Here is a 22,618-nt window from a genome sequence, read left to right as displayed (position 1 = left end):
CATCCATCGACAAAAATCGATAGCAATTTATCAGAGGGGGATATGCAATGATAGCAAGGAAATGGAAAAAGGGATTTGCCACATGGCTCAGCGTACTTCTTGTGCTGACTTTAGTGCCATTTGGTCTTGTTCCCGCCAATGTTGCTCACGCAGCGGCAGCAAGCATTAATTATGACTTTGAAGATGGAACGGTTCAAGGATGGGGTCCTGCATGGGGCGGTGCGTCGAATCCGGTAGCGGTAAACGAGGATATGTCGGTAACAGGAAACACCTATTCATTGGCGATCCCGGTGGTCTTCAATGGAGGAAACTGGCAGGATGCTGTGGTTGGCATAAATGTAAACGGTTCCTCCGCGATCGATTTAAGCCAGTACAGCAAGCTTGATCTGGATGTATATGTTCCGACATCGTTAACAGGCAAGTTTGCCGTTGAGTTAGCGATGAATGATCCGAGTTGGGAAAAGTTTGCAGCGAATTACAATATTACAATCAACCAAAGCCCTGTCTACAAGCAGGTCAACGGCGTTGATTATCAAAAACTTCATGTAACGACAGATTTCTCGACCATTTCGGCCGCCAAGCTAGCTATATTCAAGCAGCTTGTTGTGAAGCTGGCGGGACAATCTGCTACTTTCACCGGCAATTTGTATATCGACAACATCAAGTTAACTTCCAAAAGCGACATCTCCTATGACTTTGAAGCCGGAGCGGTTCAAGGATGGGGACCTGCATGGGGCGGTGCGTCGAATCCGGTAGCGGTAAACGAGGATATGTCGGTAACAGGAAACACCTATTCATTGGCGGTTCCGGTGGACTTCAATGGAGGAAGCTGGCAGGAGGCCGCGGTTGGCATAAATGTAAACGGTTCCTCCGCCATCGATTTAAGCCAGTATAGCAAGCTTGATCTGGATGTATATGTTCCGACATCGTTAACAGGCAAGTTTGCCCTTCAGTTGGGGATGAACGATCCAAGTTGGCAACAATTTAAAGATAGCTATAATATTACAATCAACCAAAGCCCGGTCTACAAGCAGGTTAACGGCGTTGATTATCAGAAGCTTCATGTATCGACTGATTTCTCGGGCATTCCGACCGCCAAGCTAGCTACATTCAAGCAGCTTGTTGTGAAGCTGGCGGGACAATCCGCTACTTTCAGCGGCAATTTGTATATGGACAACATTACTTTGGCATCCAACGGTTCGAATACGGAACCGACTACGCCGAAACCTCCTTCGCAGAAGGAAGCGCCTGCAACCGATTATACCAAACCGGTACCTGGCAGTGATTATACTTATACATTCGATACGAACAACAACGGTTGGTTTGATGCATGGGGAGGCGCGTTTCAAACCAATTATCCTGTAAAATACAGCAATGATCTGACGGATGGCGCACTACAAGTTAATGTCGATTTTACAGGCGGAAACTTTGATGAAACGAACATCGGAACTTGGATATCCGGAGAAGCTAACTCGAAATTTGATTTATCGACTTATGAGAAAGTTGAATACGACGTCTTTTTACCAATCGAAATCAAAGCAAAATCTCCAAACGGCATTGCCAAGATCGGAACTGTATTGGATAAGAATTATTATGAATTTCAGGCTCACCGAGACTACAAGTTGTCGGAGCTGACACCTATTACGATAGGTGATAAGCAATATCTAAAGACACACGTAACAGCTCCACTGAATAGTACCAAACGCAATGACAGTGGTCAGCTCATTATCCGATTGGCCGGATACTTCATCACATATTCAGGCCCTATATATGTGGACAACGTACAACTGATTACCTATAAGACATTCCAATCCAATATCACTGCCCCAGCCGCCAACGATAAGGTGTCCGGCACCGTGAATCTGGAAGCGAACCTGCTAGTGCCTCCGGGTCAGCAGGTGGAATCTGCAATGATCGTAACACCGACAGGCAACGTGCCGCTGACGTTGACAAACGGCAAATATGTTGGTCAGTGGGACAGCACAGCAGTTCAAGACGGCTTTTACAAACTGACACTGCAAGCAGCCTCCAGTACTGGTGCAACAACCAGCCAGGAACTGGAAGTTCAAGTTAAAAACAGTGCGACGAATATCGCCTTTGTCAATCCAGAAGCATATTCAGTTATTTCAAGTGTATATGACGTTACGGCTGACATCGTGAACCCGGCCGGCATCCATTCAGCGACTCTTGAAGTGAATGGCACTAAATATCCAATGACATTATCGTCTGGCAACCGATACAGCGCTTCATTCGATACAACTTCGCTGGCTGATGGCGTCTATACACTTATCATTGACGTCAAGGACAACCAAGGCCAGTTAACGACCGAATTTATCGACGTTATTGTACACAATGGCACGAGCGATGCTCCTATGGTTACGCGAAACGGATCGGATTTTATGCTTGGACAGAAGAAATTTGATTTTGTCGGATATAATACTTACAATCTTCCGTTCTTCTATCCGAGTACGACTGGCAGCAACCAAAAAGTCGTCGAATTTACGACGGATGGCCGCAAACTAGAGAAAGTGATTCCTACAGGTACTAGCATCACTTTTGAACAACTTGTCAATATGAACTTTTCCGAAGCTCAAAAACTGGGCATGACAGTCGTAAGAACCTGGCTGTTCAACACGAATCTTTCTGACAAATATACTTTCTATAATGGAGATTACAGCACTTTTAACGAAGATCAGTTCAAACGTTTTGACTATATTTTAAACACGGCCAAACGTTATAATTTGAAGGTGATTCCAACACTTTCCAATTATTGGGGAGACTATGGCGGCATGCGCGCTATTGCCAAATCGCTCAATATTGACGTATTGAACTTCTACTCAAACGAGGCAGCTCAAACGATTTTCAAAAATTACATCGACTATGTAACGAACCGTACGAATACTGCGAATAATTTGAAGTACAAGGATGATCCGACGATCTTTGCTTGGGACATCATGAATGAACCGAGAATGGATCGAAGCGACGATAAGTCATCTGATCTGTCCCAATGGGACCCGACTGGCGAGAAGATGGGATCATGGCTTAACTCCATCGCTGGTTATATTAAATCCAAAGATAGCAACCATCTTGTGATCGCAGGCGCCGAAGGCCAGGGCTATCAAGGTTTTGCAGGGCTTACATCAGGCTTCGGCCAAAACCCTGTGCTGACGCAAATCCAGGACAATCTGGATAGCGTTTCATTTCACCCGTATCCGAATGAACATTGGGCAACCGTAAATGACATTATGTCTTACTTCAAAATGGACGACTTTGTTACGAACTTTGCGCAAGAAGCCAAGAAAAACAATCGTCCTGTCCTGTTACAGGAGTTCGGGCTGAGAGCGACAAATGCAATCCGTGATTTGACAGGCCATGAAGTAGAACCAAGCGATGCACATTATCAAGCGATCAAGGACGTATGGTACAAAATGATGCTTGCACAGTTCCGCAGAGCAGGCGGCAACGGCAGCAACATCTGGATGTTTCAGGCATTCCAGCAACAAGATACGGCATTCGCCGTGAGTGCTCTTATGGAAGATAAAATCGTTGATAAGGATTATCGGATTCTGAAAATCATGAAAGACGAGTCTAAACTTCTGGAAGCGATCAGCGGGAAGGTATTGTTTGCCGATACTGCAAACGATTCTCGACTCAGCTACATCAATGAAGCTGTGCATCTCGGCTATATGAGCGGAGTAGACAGCGATCATTTCAAACCGGCAGACACCATGTCCGCAATGGAATTTGCTGCGGTATTGAGTAATGCCAAGATCGGTGGCAGCATCACAGCAAATACCGGCAACCTCACTGCCAATACCGCGTTGAAAATGCTGGGAAGCGCGCTTGGCGTGGATGTCAGCGCCGTATCCAACACGCTTTATGATGCTAATAAACTGCTGACAAGAGCGGAAGCAGCCGAATTGGTTATCAGAATGGCTGACGTGGTGAATCCGGCAGGTCAAGGAAGCTACGACCGCGTGAACTTGGACAGCGTAAGTCTGAACAACGTGGTAACAAAAACGCTTGTGAAAGGAAGCGTCCTTACTGAAGTTTCTTATCCTGTAAAGGATGTTTCTGTAACCAATCAGCTTTCGATCGAATTCACTGCACAATCCGGTGCACAGGTGCAAGTATTTAATGACAACGTAAAACTATATGAGACCGTGGCGTCCGGAAGCCAGCAAACCATCAACATTTCATTGCCGAGTGGAGTTTACGCCGCCAATCAGTTGGCGCTCGTGGTGAAGAACACCCTTGGACAGTTCGAGAAAGTTTACTTGCCGACAGTTACGGTCAGCACTTCCAGTTCATCTTCAAGAAATGAATCGTCAACAACGATTAATGCTGCTCTTGGATCGAACAACAACAATGATACCAAGGTAATTGTAGACGAGGCTGCGTTAAAAACAGCTTCAAATGGTAGAGTCTTGATTACGGTAGATCAAGGGAAAAAGGAGATTCTTCTGCCAGTGAATGCGGCACAGATCGTAGGCGACAACAAGCTAACGATTCAACATCAGAATGTCTCCATTGACCTGCCAAAGCAAACGCTTGAAGCTCTGCGGAAATTGGCGGCTGGCAAGGGCATTACTGACGGAAATATCCAATTGTTGATAACCAGCGTCTCTGGGCAGGATCAAACCACGTTATTAGGCAAATCCAGCGAGAAGGCCCGTGCAGTGTTAACGGCCCCAGGTGAGGTTCTAGAGTTTACTTTGGCGATTGTGGGCAAAGACGGCTCACAGACAAAGCTGAGCCAATTTGACACCCCTGTTACTCTACGGTTTAAGGTAAAAGAGGGAGTCTCCAAAGACCTCTTGGGCGTGTACTATATTGCAGATGACGGAACGCTGGAATATGTGCCTAGCCGTTTCGAAGACGGATATCTTGTCGTTGAAGTCTCCCACTTCAGCAAGTATGCCGTTCTGGAGTATAAAAAGTCGTTCTCAGACGTTGCTTCTACTAGTTGGGCAGCGAATGCTATCCTCAAGATGGCGGCAAAGCATGTCATTGAAGGCGTATCAGACGATACCTTCGAACCAAACAGAAACGTAACACGCGCAGAGTTTGCCAGCATGATCGTTCGTGCACTTGAGATAAAAGCTAAATCCCAGCATGAATTCAAAGATGTTGCTGCAGGAGCCTGGTATGCATCTGCATTGTCCGCCGCATATGAATCCGGATTGATTCAAGGCTACGACAGTGACACTTTTGCTCCAAACGCAGCGATCAGCCGTGAAGAAATGGCAGTTATCCTCGTGCGAGCGTATGAGATGAAAACCGGTACGAAGCTGTCCTCGGACACTCCAGCAGAATATACCGATCAAGCATCCATCAGTCCATGGGCTATTCATCAAGTGAGTGCAGCATTCGCAAAAGGACTTCTTCAGGGTAGAGATCAAGGACTATTCGCTCCATCGAGCAACCTTTCCCGCGCTGAAGCGGCGCAAGCATTAACCAACATTCTAGAAAAATAAAGTAGATACCACCTACGGCCTTTCGCTTGCTCTAGCATGCGAAAAGGCTGTTTTTTCTAATAGAGGTTGCGAGTTGATGAACAGGCTAACAATCGAACAGCCCTTGGATGCAAATCTTGCATCCAAGGGTTGTTCGGTGTCTGCCTCCAAACCATCCGAAACGGAAGAGACGGTTGTTCCAACCAAACTGCCGGAGCCGAAAATCGGAGAAGTTATCGACAATGTTCACGTATTTTCTCTCAACAATGAATTTCTGAAATCAGTCCGTGGTGCTTTGCGATGTTAATAGCTTCTACCCTAGACCGGACATTTAATTTACTGAATATTTGAGTCAAATGGTATTCAACTGCTCTTTGGCTCATTAATAAGGTGGATGCTACTTCTTTGTTGCTCTTGCCTTTAATGACTTCTTGAAGGATTGCTTGTTCCTTTTCGTTGATAGATATTTCTTCCGCGGCAGTCCCTTCTCCTGAGAGCATGACTCGAATATCGGTTCTTCTTAGTTGCTTGAAAAGCAAGGTAGGAATGACGGTCTCCCCGTGATGCGCACATCGGATAGCGGTAATAAGTTGTTCCCTGGTAGATTTTTTGCTTAAAAAACCCGATATGCCTGATTCGACAAGAAGATTATAATATGGGCTTAAATCAAAGCCGGAATAAATGAGAATGGGGGTTTTATCATATAGGGCATGAACCTGACGAGTGGATTCGATCTCATGAATAATCGATTTTTTGACATCAATCAAAATGACATCAATCGTTCTTTTTCGCATATGTTCCAAAGTTTCCAGTATGGAAGATACTACCGTAACGCCCATGTCATCCTCTTGTTCAATTAAGGTTTTCAAACCCTCGCCAACTAATGAGTAGTCATCAACGATCATAATTTGAACCATGCTTATCTCCTCGCAACAGTTATTTTTCTACATACTTTGAAAAACGAAGCTGTGAAAGTCGAGCAGTCCTGTTCGAACAGGTCCATTTCTAATTTTTCAAGGAGAATGGCTGAATATGCTGAGATAACGATAAAAGAACCTATTTGTTTGTTATGAATACCCCCTTTAACCTATCTTTTATCATAATTAATCATCCCCTTCATCCAGAAATTGTCGATTACAATACGCAAATTTTGATACAAAACGTATCTATTTGTAGGTGGAGATGCTAATTATCTGACGCTGCAATGTAAGGAAAATTGCGTTACACTAGTAAATCCGCATGGCATAAATAGAATCTATGATAATTAGAAAAAAATGTCAATACAATTAACGATAATTTAGCGTGGAAATTTAACTATTATTTACCATGGAATTTATTGACACGTAATTCCTGATTATGCATAATATAAATAGCAATATTTTGATTGACTGATCGATCAATCTGAATATTTTGAAGGAGGTGAATTTGTTATGGGCCAAGAAGATCACAAATATGAGAAAAAACATGAAATTAATCATAGGAGCAGTAAATTGACAGAAATCACAGAAGATAATCAATCAAGCAAGTTGCTTGTTATCCAGCGTAATAAAATACTCGGTTCCGCCTTAAGCAATTTCGTCCACACAGGTTATTTAGGCACAAAAATATCTAGCATTGCAGCAGAAGCCGGAGTTAGTTATGGGTTGGTTCACCACTACTACGGTTCCAAGGCGCAGTTGTTTACGGCCACCGTTGAATCGGGATTTACTTATCTGCAGCAGGTGCGTTGCCTTGCTCTTTCAAGCAGCGATAATCCTGAAGATCAGCTTCGTGGCTGGGTATTTACGATCACCAATATTCTTGCCCAGACCGATATTTATCATCTCTACAATCGTTTGGTCATGCAATTATTAGGTTCTCCGGCGAGACATCCGCCCGAAAGTATTGAAGTGTTAAACCGCTATACACAGACTGAAGTTGAGACCTTGACTAACGTATTAATCCAAGCTGGCCGATCGCATACCGAAGCGCTCAAGATGAGTTGCATTGCCTTTAACACGCTGCTTGGCAGCCAGATGATAGGCGCTTGGCGTCCAGAGTACTTGGAAGTTTTATATGAAATAGGCTGCAACATTCTCAATATCTCCAAAGATCCGCGTCCCGCACCTCATGTTTTGCCACCGATTCCATGGCTTGCCGAAATTGAAAAGGATAACCGTTTCAGTAGTAACTAGCACGCTTTAGTTCAATAGGAAAGGGTGGTTTCCGTGTCCAGCGTCGCTTATAAAATTAACAATCTCGTTAAGTATTACCAGTCCAATAAATCGCCGGCTAATGATAACCTCAGCTTTACGATTAATCAAGGGCAAGTCTTTGGTCTGCTTGGACCGAACGGCGCAGGGAAGTCCACATTAGTTCGTCAACTGGCGGGTTTGATCAAACCATCAAGCGGAAGTATTGAGTTATTCAATATTGATCTGATTCAAAATGCCAAACAGGCCAGCAATTGGGTTGTTATGCAACCGCAAAGCGTATGGCTGCCGATGCAGACCAAGCCTCACGAGATTATTTCAACGACCGGACGATTGCGCGGACTTTCCTGGGCCAAAGCTCGCCAGGATGCTGATCGATTTATGGAGGATTTCAATCTAATTCCTCATGCAGATAAAAAAATACAATTTCTCTCAGGTGGCTTGCGAAGACTTGTCGCCATTGCCATTACGCTAATTGGAGACCGCCCGATCGTGATTCTGGATGAACCGACGAATGATCTCGATCCGGAAATCCGGCGTGTTGTGTGGAAACGTATCCGGGAAGCAGCCAATTCTGGAAGAACTGTTATTCTCGTTACGCATAATGTTGTAGAAGCAGAACAAACGCTCGATCAGGTAGCGATTATGCAAAATGGCCGAATCATTGTTCAAGGAACGCCATCTGAATTAAAAGCGGAGACAGATCAACAGATACGGCTGGAGCTGATATCTCGCTCCGATTCGGAGAAAAAGGTGGCAGATTTGCTGCACAAATGGCCAAATGTGCTGCATTCCAGCCAAAATCGCCATATTATCATGCTTCCGCAGGCTAAAGTAGAAGAAGCAATCACTTACCTGCTCCCTAATCTGAGTGCACTGGAAGACTTCAGGATTATTACGCCAAATCTAGAGGATATTTATTTTGAAATAAGCGGGAGGGAGAAAATTGGAAGCTAAAGCTTTGTCTTACACGGCGTCTGTATCTTCGGTCCAAACGAGGTTATCCTGGTTTCACCAATTCGGTTTATTGTTAAGGGTGCTGGTTACAGATATTCGTTCGGCGGCTCCATTCTTATTGTTAATGGGGATCGTACTCCCGCTGGGGTTATTCTGGATCATGAACAAGTATGTTGGCGTTGGCCCTGAATCCCATTGGCTGCTTGCCGGGAATATTGTCATGACGGTCAGTTTTGGAAGTGTGAGCTTCTCCATTCAACGAACGGCTCTGATGAAAATTGAAGGAGAGCTCGACTATTATGGCAGCTTATCTGTTCATAAAGGCGCATTTATGGCCGCCGTTTTTGTTGAATCTATTATTTTTGCGATACCTGCACTACTGAGCAGCTTAGTCATTGGATATGTGTTTCTTGGCGTACCTTTGGCTACGCTGCTCATCGTCGCACCGATCGCGATGCTCGCTGCCAGCAGTATGACGATAGTGGGAAATACGTTAGGAAGCCATGCGAAGCATATGGGGCATTTCGCCATATTTTCATACCTGCCTTATCTGGCTGTAACATTCCTCAGTCCTGTGCTTCTGCCATTGGAGCAATTGCCGGTGTTCTTGAAAATAACCTCCTACCTCCTCCCGACCGGGGAAGCAGCTCTTGTCTTGACGGAAGTCCTTAACAACACATTCGAAATGAAATTTTGGATATTTCTTGGGGCGTTGCTTCTCTGGTTATTCATTGCAATATTCATCGCTTCGCGCAAACTAGATTGGCGTTCAAATTAAATCAAGATAAGGAAGTGGATCTAATAAAAAAGGAGGATTTAATCAGAAAATTCGATAAGCAAGCCGGCATGTACGAAGAGAACCGGAAAAAAATGATTTTGTCGCATTGGAGGAGTCAATTACTTCAAGATGTTAAAGGGGATGTACTCGAGGTAGGGGTCGGTGCAGGAGCCAATTTCCCTTACTACGATCCGTCTCTAACGAGGATAAATGCTGTCGATTTTAGCCCGGAGATGCTTATAAGAGCCAAAAGGGCAGCCGAAGAGTTTGGGTTATGTGCTGCTTTTTTGCAAAGTGACATAGAGACGCTTGAATGTCATGAAAACTCGTTCGACACCATTGTCTCCACACTTTCCTTATGCAGTTATTCAAACCCGGAGCTAGTTCTACGCAAATTCCAAGGCTGGTGCCGAAAAGATGGTCGTATATTGCTCATGGAACATGGAATCGGCGCGAATCCGATCCTTGGCACTCTCCAAAAAATATCAAATCCGGTTGTAAGCAAATTTTCCGGATGCCGTATTGACAGAGACATGATGAAGATCATTGAACAATCAGGCATGATTGTTGAGCGAGCGGAGCATTACTTTTTCGGCACGATCCATTTGGTCTGGGCTAGACCTGGTGTGCCTAACTCGTAAGATCATCTCAGTATGAAGCATCCCTGTTCATAGCTCAACCAGCAGCTAAAGTCTGCCCTTTTTTGGGGCAGACTTTTTGGCGTGGGCGGAGCGCATCATGGAACTGACGGGGAAACGGTCAAGTACATAGGTGTGAATTGCGCCCTGAAAGCAGAACAGAGGAGGGGATGGATATAGGGCGGATACCACAAAAAATGATTCGGGTAACAGGAGTTTCAACAGCGCCTGGAGCCCTGTATCCGGTTTAGACAATGACCTGGCCGCAGGCTAGGTTGTTCTTAAGGCAGGCAAGAGATTCCGCACGCATCGTGTGGCGCGGGCATTTGGCAGGATGGACGTCGAAGATCCAGAAGTGCCACTGCGGTTTGGAGTATTGAAATACCGCCTCGACTGCGATGGATCGTCTTTTGGCATGGGTGAGCGGAACGTAGATGCGTTATGCGGCGGTATTTTCGGTTGTATGGACATTTCGCGGAACTACAGTGCGTTATGAGCAGGAAATGCTGGGTTTCAGGCATGTTTTCGCTCATTTAACGCACCACAGTTCCTCTTCAGGGGGAGAAAAGGGACGTTATCGTGGAATAAGGCACCGTAGTTCCATCGATATCGCTGTGCATGAGGAATTGGCGGTCCGGCAGTACCTCCTCGGCTTTCCTGCGAAGCTTACGGAGGCGAAATGTACCCGGAATCTTACTCTTACAGGGGAGTTCATGGATATGAATACCGGATTGAAGACAGGTTAGGGGAAAGAGAAGTGGAAGTTAGCACAAAGTAGAACAGAAGTGGGAATGGGTGTGGGGTGAAAAAGCGATAGCGGCCGCCTTTAAAGTCGTGTTCGCACCACCTTGTCCAATCAAGGAACACGACTTTAACAGCGGTTGGAACCCCATACTTAAGTTCCCTCCATTTGCGCAAACGTAACGCATAGCACAGTAAAGCAAAGGACCTAGCGGTGATTTTCTGCTAGGTTTTTCCTGCGTCTCTAATTGACATGCATACGCGGGCATTAGCCGAATAAAGTGGGTTCATCTGCGGAAACCTGCAAATAATATGCGGTCTTGTTCACTACAATTTTCGGTGAGAAAGGACGAAATCCTTGTTATTCTAAACATAGAACAAAGCATTATTTTGTTGAAATTAGAAATATTTACAAGAAATTAATAAAAGATTAAGGGAGAGAACTGAATGGGACAAATGCCTTTGCAACAAGGATTTGCAGGGAATCAACGGAATCTTGCGGTCGACGAATTTCATCCATTAAGCTTCGGTCAACGAGCGCTTTGGTTTATTTACCAGTTGTCTCCGGAGAGCTCGTCGTACAATATGCATTTCGCTGCGAGAACGACATCCGAAGTGAATACAGCTGCTTTACAGAGCGCATTTGCTGCGTTGATGGCCCGGCATCCCGCCCTTCGAACGACTTATGCCATTCAACATGGCACACCCATGCAAAAAGTTCACGAACGTATGCCGGTTCCTTTTGAACAAATTAATGCCGCTGATCAGGAGGAAGAGACGTTCAGACAAAGTCTGACTGATGAACTGCACGCTCCTTTCGATCTTGAAAAGGGTCCAGTATTCAGAGTCAAACTATTTAACCGACCCGGCGAGCAGGTTATCTTGGCAAATTTTCATCATATCGCGATTGACTTCTGGTCATTGGCCGTCATTCTGGATGAACTGTGCGTGCTCTATGCAGCAAAGGAGTTCGGAATGGACGCTGCTTTACCCCCTCTTACCGCAACATATATCGATTTCATTCAATGGCAAAATGAGCTGCTGTCCGGACCGCAAGCCAAACGCTCTTGGGATTATTGGCAAGTCCAATTAGGCGGAGAATTACCGAAATTAAATTTTCCTCCTGTAAGGTCGAAACGGAAAGATTTGGCCGCTACGTATAAATTTCAAATAAACCCGGCGCTGGGACGGGAATTAGAGATCCTTGGGAAAAAGCTGGGCATTACACTTAACACGATTTTGTTGAGTGCTTATCAAATCCTGCTCAGCCGTTATACAGGCCAACACGATGTCATTGTGGGAACCCCGGTCGCAGGAAGAAGCAGAAGCGATTTTCGAGGTGTAGTGGGCTATTTTGTCAATCCAATCGTTGTGCGTTCAGACCTCGGCAGCGATCCTGTTTGCAACCAATACCTAGGTCAGGTTTGGAACAAACTGTTAGCTTCCATCGAGCATCAAGACTATCCTTTTCCGCTTTTGGTTGAGAAGCTGCAACCTGAGCGTGACTCCAATCATTCTCCGATTATTCAATCGCTTTTTGTTTATCAGAGAGCTCCCAGACTTGAAGCGAATGAGCTAACTTCTTTTATTATAGGCGATCCTAATGCGCGACTGGCATGGGGAGGGCTTACGCTGGAGCCTCTGGATCTCCCGCAACTGGAAGGTCAATTTGATTTAACTTTACAAGTCGATGCCACCTCGCTACTCGCAGGCTTTCAATACAAAACGGATTTATTTGACGAAACAACGGTGGCGCGTATGGCCGAACATTATCTGAACTTGTTGAAAGGCATTGCGGTCCAGCCGGATCGGAAGCTCTCGGAATTGCCAATGCTCGGCGAACAAGAGCGCCGCCAACTGCTTGCCGAATGGAACGACACCGCCAAGGAGTACACAAGAGACGAGAAAATGCACCGGATATTCGAGGAGCAAGCGGAGCGAAATCCGGGTGCGCTGGCTGTGCTGTGGGGAGAGAAACGCTGGAGCTACATGGAGTTGAACGAACAGGCCAACCAATTGGCCCATTACTTGCGCAGCAAGGGAGTCAGCTCCGACACACGGGTCGCTATATGCATGGAACGATCCTGGGAAATGGTCGTAGGCCTGCTGGCGATACTGAAAGCGGGAGGCGCTTATGTGCCTCTTGATCCGGCATATCCTGCGGAACGGCTTGCTTATATTGTGGAGAATGCGGAAGCAACCGTTCTGCTGACGCAATCTGGATTAACGGCGCGATTGCAGTCATATGGAGGCCAACGTGTCTGCGTGGATCTAGAGACAACTGCGATTCGCGAGGAAAGCGTCCATAATCTGGAAGGGGCAGGCGAGCTTGCGTATATCATCTACACGTCGGGATCGACCGGAACGCCCAAAGGCGTGATGGTGCGCCATCAACCGGTGATTAATTTGATCGAGTGGGTCAACAAGACCTTCGAGGTCGGGGAAAGCGACCGCGTTCTCTGGACGACCTCGTACGGATTCGATTTATCGGTGTATGATCTCTTCGGCCTGTTGGCTGCGGGCGGCTCTATCCGCATCGCCAATGAAGATGAGGTGAGAGACCCGGAACGGCTGCTGGATGAGTTATGCAACGGCGGGATTACGTTCTGGGATTCGGCGCCGGCGGCTCTGCAGCAACTAGTGCCGTTCCTGGACGAACAGGCGGAAAGAACGATGCAAAGCCAGCTGAGGCTTGTCTTTCTGAGCGGAGACTGGATTCCGGTCAAACTTCCGGACGTGTTGAAGTCACATTTCCCGAAAGTTGAGGTTGTGGGTCTGGGCGGCGGAACGGAGGCGACGGTATGGTCCAACTTCTACCGGATCGGAGTGGTGGAACCGGAGCAGAATAGTATCCCTTACGGGAAGCCGATTCAGAACGCCAGGTACTACATTCTGGATTCGAATTTGAACCCGTGTCCGATCGGCGTTGCGGGAGATCTGTATATCGGAGGGGAATGCTTGGCAGAAGGATATGCGGGCTCGCCTGAATTGACATCCGATCGCTTTATAGCGGATCCATACGGAATCAGCAAAGGAGCAAGAATGTACCGGACGGGAGATAGCGCCCGATTCTGGGAAGATGGAAACATCGAGTTTCTGGGACGTGTGGATAACCAGGTAAAGGTTCGCGGGTTCCGTGTGGAATTGGGCGAGATAGAAGCCGTGCTCACTCAACATCCGGACGTCGAAGAAGCGTTGATTATAGCGAAAGACAAACCGGCTTTAGGTGACAGAGATCGATCCAAGGAACTTGTAGCGTACATCGTACCACAACCGGAGCAATCCATTCCTGTCGAAGAATTGCGCAGATATTTAAAGGAGAAGTTGCCCGAGTACATGGTACCGGCTTTATTCGTGGAACTGCCAAGGATGCCAGTGACAGCGAATGGAAAAATTGATCGCCGTGCGCTGCCTGAGCCGAATCGAAGCAGAAGAGAGGGAGATCTGGCGTATGTGGCACCTCGAACACCAATCGAAGAAACGTTGGTTGGGATCTGGAACGAGGTGCTCGATCTGGAGCAAATCGGTGTGTACGATAACTTTTTCGAATTTGGCGGTCATTCGCTGTTGTTGATTCAAGTGACTTCCAGGATCGCTGAGGCGTTTGACGTTGAATTGCCGTTAAAAACAATGTTTGATAACCCAACGATCGAACTTTTGTCGGTATCGATTGAGAATAAGATATTGGCAGAGATCCGGGAGATGGATGAGGTAGAAGTACAGGAACAATTGGAAGGAAGCAAATAGGAGGTGAACATTGATGAAAAACGACTTGGCGGCCCGATCAGTGGATCTTTCCCCAGCCCAAATAGCTTTGCTTGAAAGACGTCTACAAGGGAAACCAGGCAATAGCACGCTTTCTCGCAGGATTCCAAGAAGAACGGATCGAGCGGTTGCTCCCCTTTCCTTTGGACAAGAAAGGTTGTGGTTTGTCGATCAATTTAATCAAGAAAGTGCGGTTTACAATATGCCAGCAGCTATGCGCCTTGAGGGGAAACTGGACATAGCGGCTTTGGAAAAAAGCTTGCATGAAATCATCAGACGCCATGAAGTGCTGCGCACCTCTTTTCAAATGATCAACGGTCAGCTGTTGCAGATTGTACATGAAGAACTTGCGCCGGAGCTGGCGGTGATCGATTTGGAACACATGCATAGAGATGAAGCGGAAGAGGAAATAAGCAGGCAGGCTGCTGCGGGAGCACGCCATCTTTTTGATTTGAGTCATGGCTCTCTTGTTTGGTATCGGCTTCTGAAGTTGGCCAAGGATGAGCATGTGTTGTTGTTTAACGTGCACCATATCATTTTTGACGGCTGGTCAATGGGTGTTTTTTTTCAAGAAATGGATGTTCTGTATGAGGCTTTTCTACATGGAGAATCTTCGCCGCTGCCCGAGCTCCCTATTCAATTTGGTGATTTCGCCAGGTGGCAGAAGGAGACGCTTCAAGATGAGCGTCTTGATAAGCTGTTGGCGTATTGGAATGATCGGCTTAGTGGCGTGCCGACAGTGCTCGATTTGCCAACCGATCGCCCCCGAAAAGCGATTCAAAGCTTCAATGGAGCGATATGTACGTTTACTTGGCCCGATTCATTGCTTGAGCAGGTCGAAGCCTTCAGTCAGAGGAAAGGCGTTACGCTGTTCATTACGCTGATTTCGGTGTTCAAAACGCTCCTGCATCGATACACGGAACAGGAAGATATTGTCGTCGGCACGCCGGTGGCTGGCCGCACCCTGATTGAGATTGAACCCTTAATAGGCCACTTGCTCAACACATTGGCTTTGCATGTCAACCTATCGGGAGAGCTGAGTTTTCAGGAACTGCTGATCCAGGTGCGGGAGGCGATGTTGGGCGCCATGGCCCATCAAGAACTTCCTTTTGAGCGATTGGTGGAGGAATTGCAGCTGGAGCGGGACTTGAGCCGTCACCCACTTTTCCAAGTGATGTTTGTTCTGCAAAATGCTCCTTTGACCTTGAACCTGTCCGGGCTTGATGTGCGTTTGGAAGAATTAAGCAGCGGAAAGGCCAAATTCGATCTCAATGTGCAGTTCGCCGAGACGAGCGATGGTTTATTCAGCAGTTGGGAGTACAACACGGATTTATTCGATGAAGATACCATTGTGCGCATGGCCGAGCATTTCCGGAATTTGTTGGAGTGTGTTATTGCTCAGCCGGGGATGAAACTAGCGAAACTGCCGTTAATGACAGAACAAGAAAAGAAGTTGTTGTTGGAGGATTGGGCGCAAGGGCCATCAGTAGAAATTCCGGAAACGACTATTCATGAACTCATTGAAGCGCAGGCTGTGAAAACGCCGGATCATATTGCGGTGATCTTCGAAGAAGAAAAACTGACCTATAGGGAACTGAATGAGAGAGCGAATCAACTGGCCTGGTACTTGCGGCGTCAAGGTGTAGGCGCCAATTACCCGGTGGGGGTATTCATGGAACGTTCCCTGGAGATGATGGTTGCACTGCTCGGCATTATCAAATCTGGAGGGGCTTACGTTCCTATCGATCCGAATTATCCCGCAAAACGGATTGACGATATGCTGGAAGATTCGGGCGTATCGATTGTGCTTACACAGGAACACTTGCAGCTACGGTTGCCTCAAAAAATTTCGTCTTTGCACCTAGACGGTGATTGGCAGCTGTGGCTGACGGGAGAGACTGCGAATCCAGAGCTTTTGGCCGCACCTGAGGACATGATGTATATCATATACACTTCTGGTTCCACCGGTAAGCCTAAAGGCGTGATGAATACGCATCGGGGGGTATGCAATCGACTGCATTGGATGCAATCCGCTTACGAATTAACGGAAGAAGATCGTGTCATGCAAAAAACGCCGTTTAGCTTCGATGTATCGGTTTGGGAATTTTTCTGGCCTTTGATGAGCGGTGCATGCCTCGTAATTGCGAGGCCGGAGGGGCACAAGGATACCAGTTATTTGGCCAGATTGATTCAGGAGCAGCGGATTACGACCATGCATTTCGTTCCTTCCATGCTGCGCATCTTTCTGGAAAATCCGGAATCGGCGAATTGTCGAACACTCACCAGGGTGATATGCAGCGGAGAGGCTTTGCCACACGATATCATGACTACTGCTTTGCATCGCTTGAATGCGAACCTGTACAACTTATACGGCCCGACGGAAGCGGCCATCGATGTAAGCGCTTGGATCTGTAGGCCGGAAAAAGATGAAATCTCGGTACCTATAGGGAAACCAATCGCCAATACAGAGCTATATGTGCTGGATGCTAACATGGAGCCCGTTCCGGTTGGCATACCGGGAGAGCTGTACATAGGCGGCGTACAGGTGGCCAAAGGGTATTGGAACAAACCGGAGCTGACGGCAAAAAGCTTTGTGCCGCATCCGTTCCGTTCCGATCCAGAAGCCAGGTTGTATAAAACGGGAGATCTGGTGCGTTATCGCCGAGATGGAAATCTGGCGTATTTAAAACGGAAGGATCACCAAATCAAGCTTCGTGGATTCCGCATTGAACTGGGCGAAGTGGAGCACGCGCTGCTGCAGCATCCATCTATCAGTCAGGCAGTAGCCACTTTGCATGAGCACATTGCAGAAGACAAGCGTTTAGTGGCGTATATCGTCATGCAGCAGGAATCTTCCCCGACTATGGAAAGCTTAAGGCTCTATATGCAAGCATGTTTACCAGATTATATGGTGCCTTCCGTCTTCGTATGTGTGGATCAAATTCCTTTGACGCCGAATGGAAAAGTTGACCGTAATGCGCTGCCCAAGCCTGAATTCAGCAATCAGTTCACGTACGTGGCTCCTCAGACGCCTATTGAAAAAGTTTTGGCAGAAGTTTGGAGTCAAGTGTTAGGCATAGACAAAGTGGGCGTGCACGATCATTTTTTTGAGATCGGAGGCCATTCTTTGCTGGCATCGCAAATAACGGCGCGCATCGGTGAACATCTTCAAGTGGAGTTGCCTCTTATGCAATTTTTTAAAGCACCAACGATTACTGGCATTATAGCCTATTGGTCTCAGAATGCGCTTCATATGCAACGGTTGGAAAAAGTATGTGAAATGTACATGATATTATCCGGCATTTCCGAAGAGGAGGCGGCTGCATTGCTCATCGAACAGTCACAGTTATCGGAACGAGGGGGCGAGTGAGTATGTCTGACACCCTACTGAGCTTATCGGAAACAAAGCGGAACTTGCTTCAGCGGCTGCTGCAGACGGAAGGTGTGGAAGCATCAGATTTTGAAAAAATTCCGAAGCGAGATCATCCTGGCGGGGCTCCGCTCTCGTTCGGGCAAGAGCGATTATGGTTCATGAGCCAGCTAAATCCGGAGAGTCCGGTATACAACATGCCTGCCTCTGTGCGACTTGAGGGTACCTTGGATATCAAGGTTTTGGAAAACAGCTTATATGCTATCATCCGGCGTCATGATGTGCTTCGCACTACTTTTCAAATGATTAACGGCGAGATGCTGCAAGCCGTACATGACGAGCTCATGCCGGAACTGACAGTGATCGACTTGCAACATATGGCTGAACATGCACAGGAAGAGGAAGTAAGCAGGCAGGCGGCTGATGGAGCTCAGCATCGGTTTGAATTAAACTTGGGTCCTCTGGTCTGGATGAGGTTGTTACAGTTGGATTCGAAAAAGCATGTTCTGCTGTTCAATGTGCATCATATGGTTTTCGATGGTTGGTCGATGGGGATTTTCTTTCAGGAGCTGGCGGTGCTATATGAGGCGTTTATACATGGCAAACCTTCTCTGCTGCCTGAACTTTCGATTCAATACGGTGACTTTGCCCAGTGGCAAAAGGAACGGCTTCAAGGAGAACGTATGAACCAGCTGTTGTCTTATTGGAAGGAACAGTTAAGTGGAGTTTCTACGGTACTTGATTTGCCTACGGATCGGCCTCGGAAGCCCATTCAAAGCTTCAACGGAGCTGCTTGTTATTTCATATGGCCTAACTCGCTGCTGGAGCAGATTGAGGCATTCAGTCAGAGGGAAGGCGTAACGCTGTTCATGACCTTGATATCGGTATTAAAAACGCTGCTGTATCGCTACACGGAACAGGAAAATATTGTGGTCGGCACGCCGGTAGCAGGCCGCAGCCGGTTGGAGATGGAACCGCTGATCGGCCTTATGCTAAACACATTGGCGCTGCATGTAGAAGTTTCGGGAGATTTAAGTTATCGTGAGCTGCTGGCCCGGGTTCGCGAGGCGACACTTGGCGCATTTGCCCATCAGGAGCTGCCTTTTGAGAAATTAGTGGAGGAATTGCAGCCGGAGCGGGATTTCAGCCGCCATCCTCTGTTTCAAGTGATGCTTGTGCTGCAAAACGCACCTTTCAAGTTGGAATTATCGGGCGTAGACATGCGATTGGAAGAATTGAACAGCGGCACTGCCAAATTTGATCTCAATGTGCAGTTCACGGTAACAAATGAAGGATTATGCAGCAGCTGGGAATACAACACCGATCTATTTAATGAAGAAACGGTGCTGCGGATAGCTGACCACTTTTGGCATTTATTGGAAGAAGCTATTGCCGGGCCGGAACGGAAGCTGTCAGAATTTACGCTCTTGACGGTAGAGGAACGGCATCAAATGCTGACGGAGTGGAACGATACCGCAGCGGAGTACGCAAGCGAGCAGCACATTCACCGCTTGTTCGAGGAGCAAGCGGCCAAGCAGCCGGAGGCCCCCGCCGTGCTGTGGGGGACAGGCAGCTGGAGTTACCGGGAATTGAATGAGCAGGCTAACCGATTGGCCCGTTATTTGCGCCGTCATGGCGTCATCCCCGGCACCCGGGTCGCGATATGCATGGAGCGCTCGTGGGAGATGGTGGTCGGGCTGCTCGGCATTATGAAAGCGGGGGGCGTCTATGTGCCTCTGGATCCGACGCATCCTGAGGAGCGGCTCGCCTACATTACGGAGAATGCGGAGGCAGCGGTGCTGCTGACGCAGACGGCACTGACGGAGCGGTTGTCCGGTTACGGCGGGCAGCGGATCTGTATGGACCAAGTGCAAGCGGCGATTCGCGCGGAGCTTGCGGACAACCTGGAGGAAGCCGGCGAGCTGGCGTACATTATCTACACGTCAGGATCGACGGGAACACCCAAAGGCGTGATGGTTCGGCATCAGCCGGTCATCAATTTGATCGAGTGGGTTAACCGAACGTTCGAAATGGGGGCCAGTGACCGGGTGTTGTGGATCACCTCGTACGGATTCGATTTATCGGTGTACGATCTCTTCGGCCTGTTGGCGGCAGGGGGATCGATCCGGATTGCGAATGATGATGAGGTGAGAGACCCGGAGCGGCTGCTGCATTATGTATGCCACGACGGCATTACATTCTGGGATTCGGCGCCGGCGGCTTTGCAGCAAGTGGTGCCGTTCCTGGGCGGACAAGCGGAAATGGCGAAACGGAGCCAGCTCCGGCTCGTGTTTTTGAGCGGAGACTGGATTCCGGTAAAGTTGCCGGACGCGCTGCGCACGCATTTCCCCCAAGCGGAAGTGGTGGGCTTGGGAGGCGGAACAGAAGCGACGGTATGGTCGAACTTCTATCGGATCGGCGAGGTGGATCCGGAGCAGAAGAGCATCCCGTACGGGAAACCGATCCAGAATGCCCGGTACTATATTGCGGACCGGAATCTGAACCTCTGTCCGGTCGGGGTAGCCGGTGAGCTGTACATTGGCGGAGAATGCCTGGCAGAAGGCTATGCGGGCGCGCCGGAATTGACGGCCGAGCGATTTGTCGTAGACCTCTTCGGAGCAAGGGAAGGGGCCAAGATGTACCGGACGGGCGACAGAGCCCGGTTCATGGCAGACGGGAACATCGAGTTTCTGGGACGGGTGGATAATCAGGTGAAAGTTCGCGGGTTCCGTGTGGAATTGGGCGAGATCGAAGCCGTGCTCCATCAGCATCCGGATGTGGAAGAAGCGCTTGTTGCCGTCCACAATAAACCAGTATCCGGCGATAAGGAATTAGCCGTGTATATTGTGCCTGCAGCGGATCGCTCGATACCTATGGGAGAACTGCGCACTTTTCTGAAAGAACGGCTGCCTGAGTATATGATACCGGCTGCATTCGTGGAGCTCAAGGCGATGCCGGTGACCGCGAACGGGAAAATAGACCGCCGTGCGCTGCCCGAACCGGATAAGAGCAGGATGGGTGCCGACCATGAGTATGTAACGCCTCGAACTCCCAATGAGGAGGCGCTTGCCAAGGTCTGGAGCGAAGTGTTGAATCTGGAGAAGGTCGGCGTGCAGGATAATTTCTTCGAGTTAGGCGGAGACTCTATCCTTGCTATTCGCGTCATGGCCAAAGTCAAAGAGAAAGGCCTGAACTTTACACCGAAGGATCTATTCCAGCACCGAACAATCGCCGAATTGGCGAGGGTTGTTAAGAAGGATGCATGCGTAGAGGCGGAACAAGGCATTGTAACGGGAGCAGTGCCGTTAACGCCGATTCAGCGCTGGTTCTTTGAGCAAGAATTGGAGGAAGCGCATCATTTCAATCTCTCTATCGTTGTAGAAGCGAAAGAAGCTGTGAATTTGGAGCTTTTGGAGCAGGCGCTGCAGTGCGTCGTGCTTCATCACGATGCGCTGCGGTTGCGTTTCACTCCTTCTGGTGAGGGTTGGAAGCAAGAAAACAGAGGGAGTGTAGAGCCTATATCGATCGCGCACATCGATCTCTCTTCTTACCCGGAAAGCGAGCAATCCGCTGCATTTCATACTCTCGCCTGCGAACTGCAGGGAAGCCTGCATGTGACGGATGGCCCGCTGCTGCGGGTAGCGCATTTCTGTATGGGAGCCGACAGGCGAAGCCAATTGCTGATCGCCATCCATCATTTAGTGGCGGACGGAGTCTCCTTGCAAATCATTATGGAAGATTTGCAAACCGCATATGAGCAGCTGCGGCAAGGCGAAGAGGTCAGACTTCCAGCCAAAACGACATCCTTTAAACAATGGGCCGAGCAATTGGCGGATTATGCCCAGTCCGGGGCATTGAACAAGGAGCTCAGCTTCTGGAAGAATCAGGATTTAGCTCACAACGGCCACCTGCCTGTCGATGATCCCGGCGGCTTGAATAGGGCCGGGACGATGCAAACGGTGTCTGCAACTCTTCCAGTCAAAGAAACAACAGCTTTATTGCAAGATGTGCCTAGAGCGTATCACACTCAGCTGCGGGAAGTGCTGCTCGCCGCACTGGCAAGGGCCTTCGAGCAATGGCTCGGCAAACGTTCGCTGCTCGTCGATTTGGAAGGCCACGGGCGAGAGCCAATATTCGAGCAGATCGATGTATCCCGGACGGTAGGATGGTTTACGAGTCTCTATAGACTGCGCCTGGATTTGGGCAACGCCGAAAAACCCGGAGATGTGTTGAAAACGATGAAGGAACAAGTGCGCAAAGTACCGTATGGCGGACTCGGTTTCGGCTTGCTGCGATATCTGGGGGATCAGGAAGCAAGAGAATCGCTGCGAGCGCTTGAACAAGCGGATGTTGTATTCAATTATCTCGGCCAGTTCGACAATGTGTTGGCTGAGGTTAAATCATTCGAGCTGGTGGCTGAAAACAGCGATTCCGACCGCAGTTCTCGAGGGCTAAGGCCTTATCTGCTCGAGATTAATGCCAGGATTATGGAAGGACAACTGCGGATCGATTGGAATTACAGCGAAAGCATCCATCGCAGGTCGACGATTGAGCGTGTGGCAAATGACTTTATGGATGCGCTGAAATGGCTGATGGAACACTGTTTGTCATCCCATGCGGGCGGGTATACCCCATCGGATTTTGAAGGCGTTAATTTGAACCAGGAAGAGCTGGATAGGTTGCTTTTTAGGGCAACCCGAACCAGAGAAGGAGGACAATAA

9 protein-coding genes are annotated in these 22,618 nt (G+C 48.2%); 8 read left to right on the top strand and 1 reads right to left on the bottom strand.

Features of this window, described 5'->3' with window-relative positions; all coding sequences use genetic code 11:
• The first annotated feature begins 47 nt into the window (after positions 1-47).
• Positions 48-5,477 carry an S-layer homology domain-containing protein gene (locus tag ABRS97_RS20185; protein ID WP_367816945.1) on the top strand — a complete coding sequence of 1,810 codons (5,430 nt, stop codon included), beginning with the start codon at positions 48-50 and terminating at the stop codon, positions 5,475-5,477.
• Positions 5,478-5,716: 239 nt separating this feature from the next.
• On the opposite strand, the gene ABRS97_RS20180 is transcribed toward ABRS97_RS20185, so the two are convergent.
• Entirely contained in the window at positions 5,717-6,373 is a 657-nt protein-coding gene (locus tag ABRS97_RS20180; RefSeq protein WP_367816943.1) for a response regulator transcription factor, read from the bottom strand.
• Between the two features lie 513 nt (positions 6,374-6,886).
• Between ABRS97_RS20180 and ABRS97_RS20175 the strand changes: the two genes are divergently transcribed.
• The 7 genes from ABRS97_RS20175 (at position 6,887) to ABRS97_RS20145 (ending at position 22,618) form a co-directional block, all read left to right on the top strand.
• Complete coding sequence (locus ABRS97_RS20175; protein ID WP_367816941.1) at positions 6,887-7,630, top strand: TetR/AcrR family transcriptional regulator; 744 nt, start codon at positions 6,887-6,889, stop codon at positions 7,628-7,630.
• Between the two features lie 33 nt (positions 7,631-7,663).
• On the top strand, positions 7,664-8,605 hold the full coding sequence (locus tag ABRS97_RS20170) for an ABC transporter ATP-binding protein (RefSeq protein ID WP_367816939.1): 942 nt from the start codon (positions 7,664-7,666) through the stop codon (positions 8,603-8,605).
• On the top strand, positions 8,595-9,383 hold the full coding sequence (locus ABRS97_RS20165) for an ABC transporter permease (protein ID WP_367816937.1): 789 nt from the start codon (positions 8,595-8,597) through the stop codon (positions 9,381-9,383). The genes ABRS97_RS20170 and ABRS97_RS20165 overlap by 11 nt, the downstream gene beginning before the upstream one ends.
• Before the next feature lie 14 nt (positions 9,384-9,397).
• Positions 9,398-10,024 (top strand): class I SAM-dependent methyltransferase, encoded by a 627-nt coding sequence (locus ABRS97_RS20160; RefSeq protein WP_367816936.1) that lies wholly within the window; start codon positions 9,398-9,400, stop codon positions 10,022-10,024.
• Between the two features lie 1,185 nt (positions 10,025-11,209).
• Positions 11,210-14,509 carry a non-ribosomal peptide synthetase gene (locus ABRS97_RS20155; RefSeq protein WP_367816934.1) on the top strand — a complete coding sequence of 1,100 codons (3,300 nt, stop codon included), beginning with the start codon at positions 11,210-11,212 and terminating at the stop codon, positions 14,507-14,509.
• 13 nt (positions 14,510-14,522) lie between these two features.
• Positions 14,523-17,897, top strand: coding sequence for a non-ribosomal peptide synthetase (locus ABRS97_RS20150; protein WP_367816933.1), 3,375 nt, complete (start codon positions 14,523-14,525; stop codon positions 17,895-17,897).
• Between the two features lie 2 nt (positions 17,898-17,899).
• A complete protein-coding gene (locus ABRS97_RS20145; protein ID WP_367859129.1) occupies positions 17,900-22,618 on the top strand; it encodes an amino acid adenylation domain-containing protein in 4,719 nt (1,572 codons plus the stop codon).

The sequence above is a fragment of the Paenibacillus tabacirhizosphaerae genome (genome assembly GCF_040812395.1).
Classification (GTDB): Bacteria; Bacillota; Bacilli; order Paenibacillales; family NBRC-103111; genus Paenibacillus_E.
The sequence above is the reverse complement of the archived record's forward strand: the minus strand, read 5'-3'. Positions and strand labels throughout refer to the sequence as shown.

Excerpts from the sequence above, each read along its gene's own strand:
- ABRS97_RS20185 (WP_367816945.1), top strand. The coding sequence starts at position 48 with ATGATAGCAAGGAAATGGAAAAAGGGATTTGCCACATGGCTCAGCGTA.
- ABRS97_RS20180 (WP_367816943.1), bottom strand. The coding sequence starts at position 6,373 with ATGGTTCAAATTATGATCGTTGATGACTACTCATTAGTTGGCGAGGGT.
- ABRS97_RS20175 (WP_367816941.1), top strand. The coding sequence starts at position 6,887 with ATGGGCCAAGAAGATCACAAATATGAGAAAAAACATGAAATTAATCAT.
- ABRS97_RS20155 (WP_367816934.1), top strand. The coding sequence starts at position 11,210 with ATGGGACAAATGCCTTTGCAACAAGGATTTGCAGGGAATCAACGGAAT.
- ABRS97_RS20150 (WP_367816933.1), top strand. The coding sequence starts at position 14,523 with ATGAAAAACGACTTGGCGGCCCGATCAGTGGATCTTTCCCCAGCCCAA.
- ABRS97_RS20145 (WP_367859129.1), top strand. The coding sequence starts at position 17,900 with ATGTCTGACACCCTACTGAGCTTATCGGAAACAAAGCGGAACTTGCTT.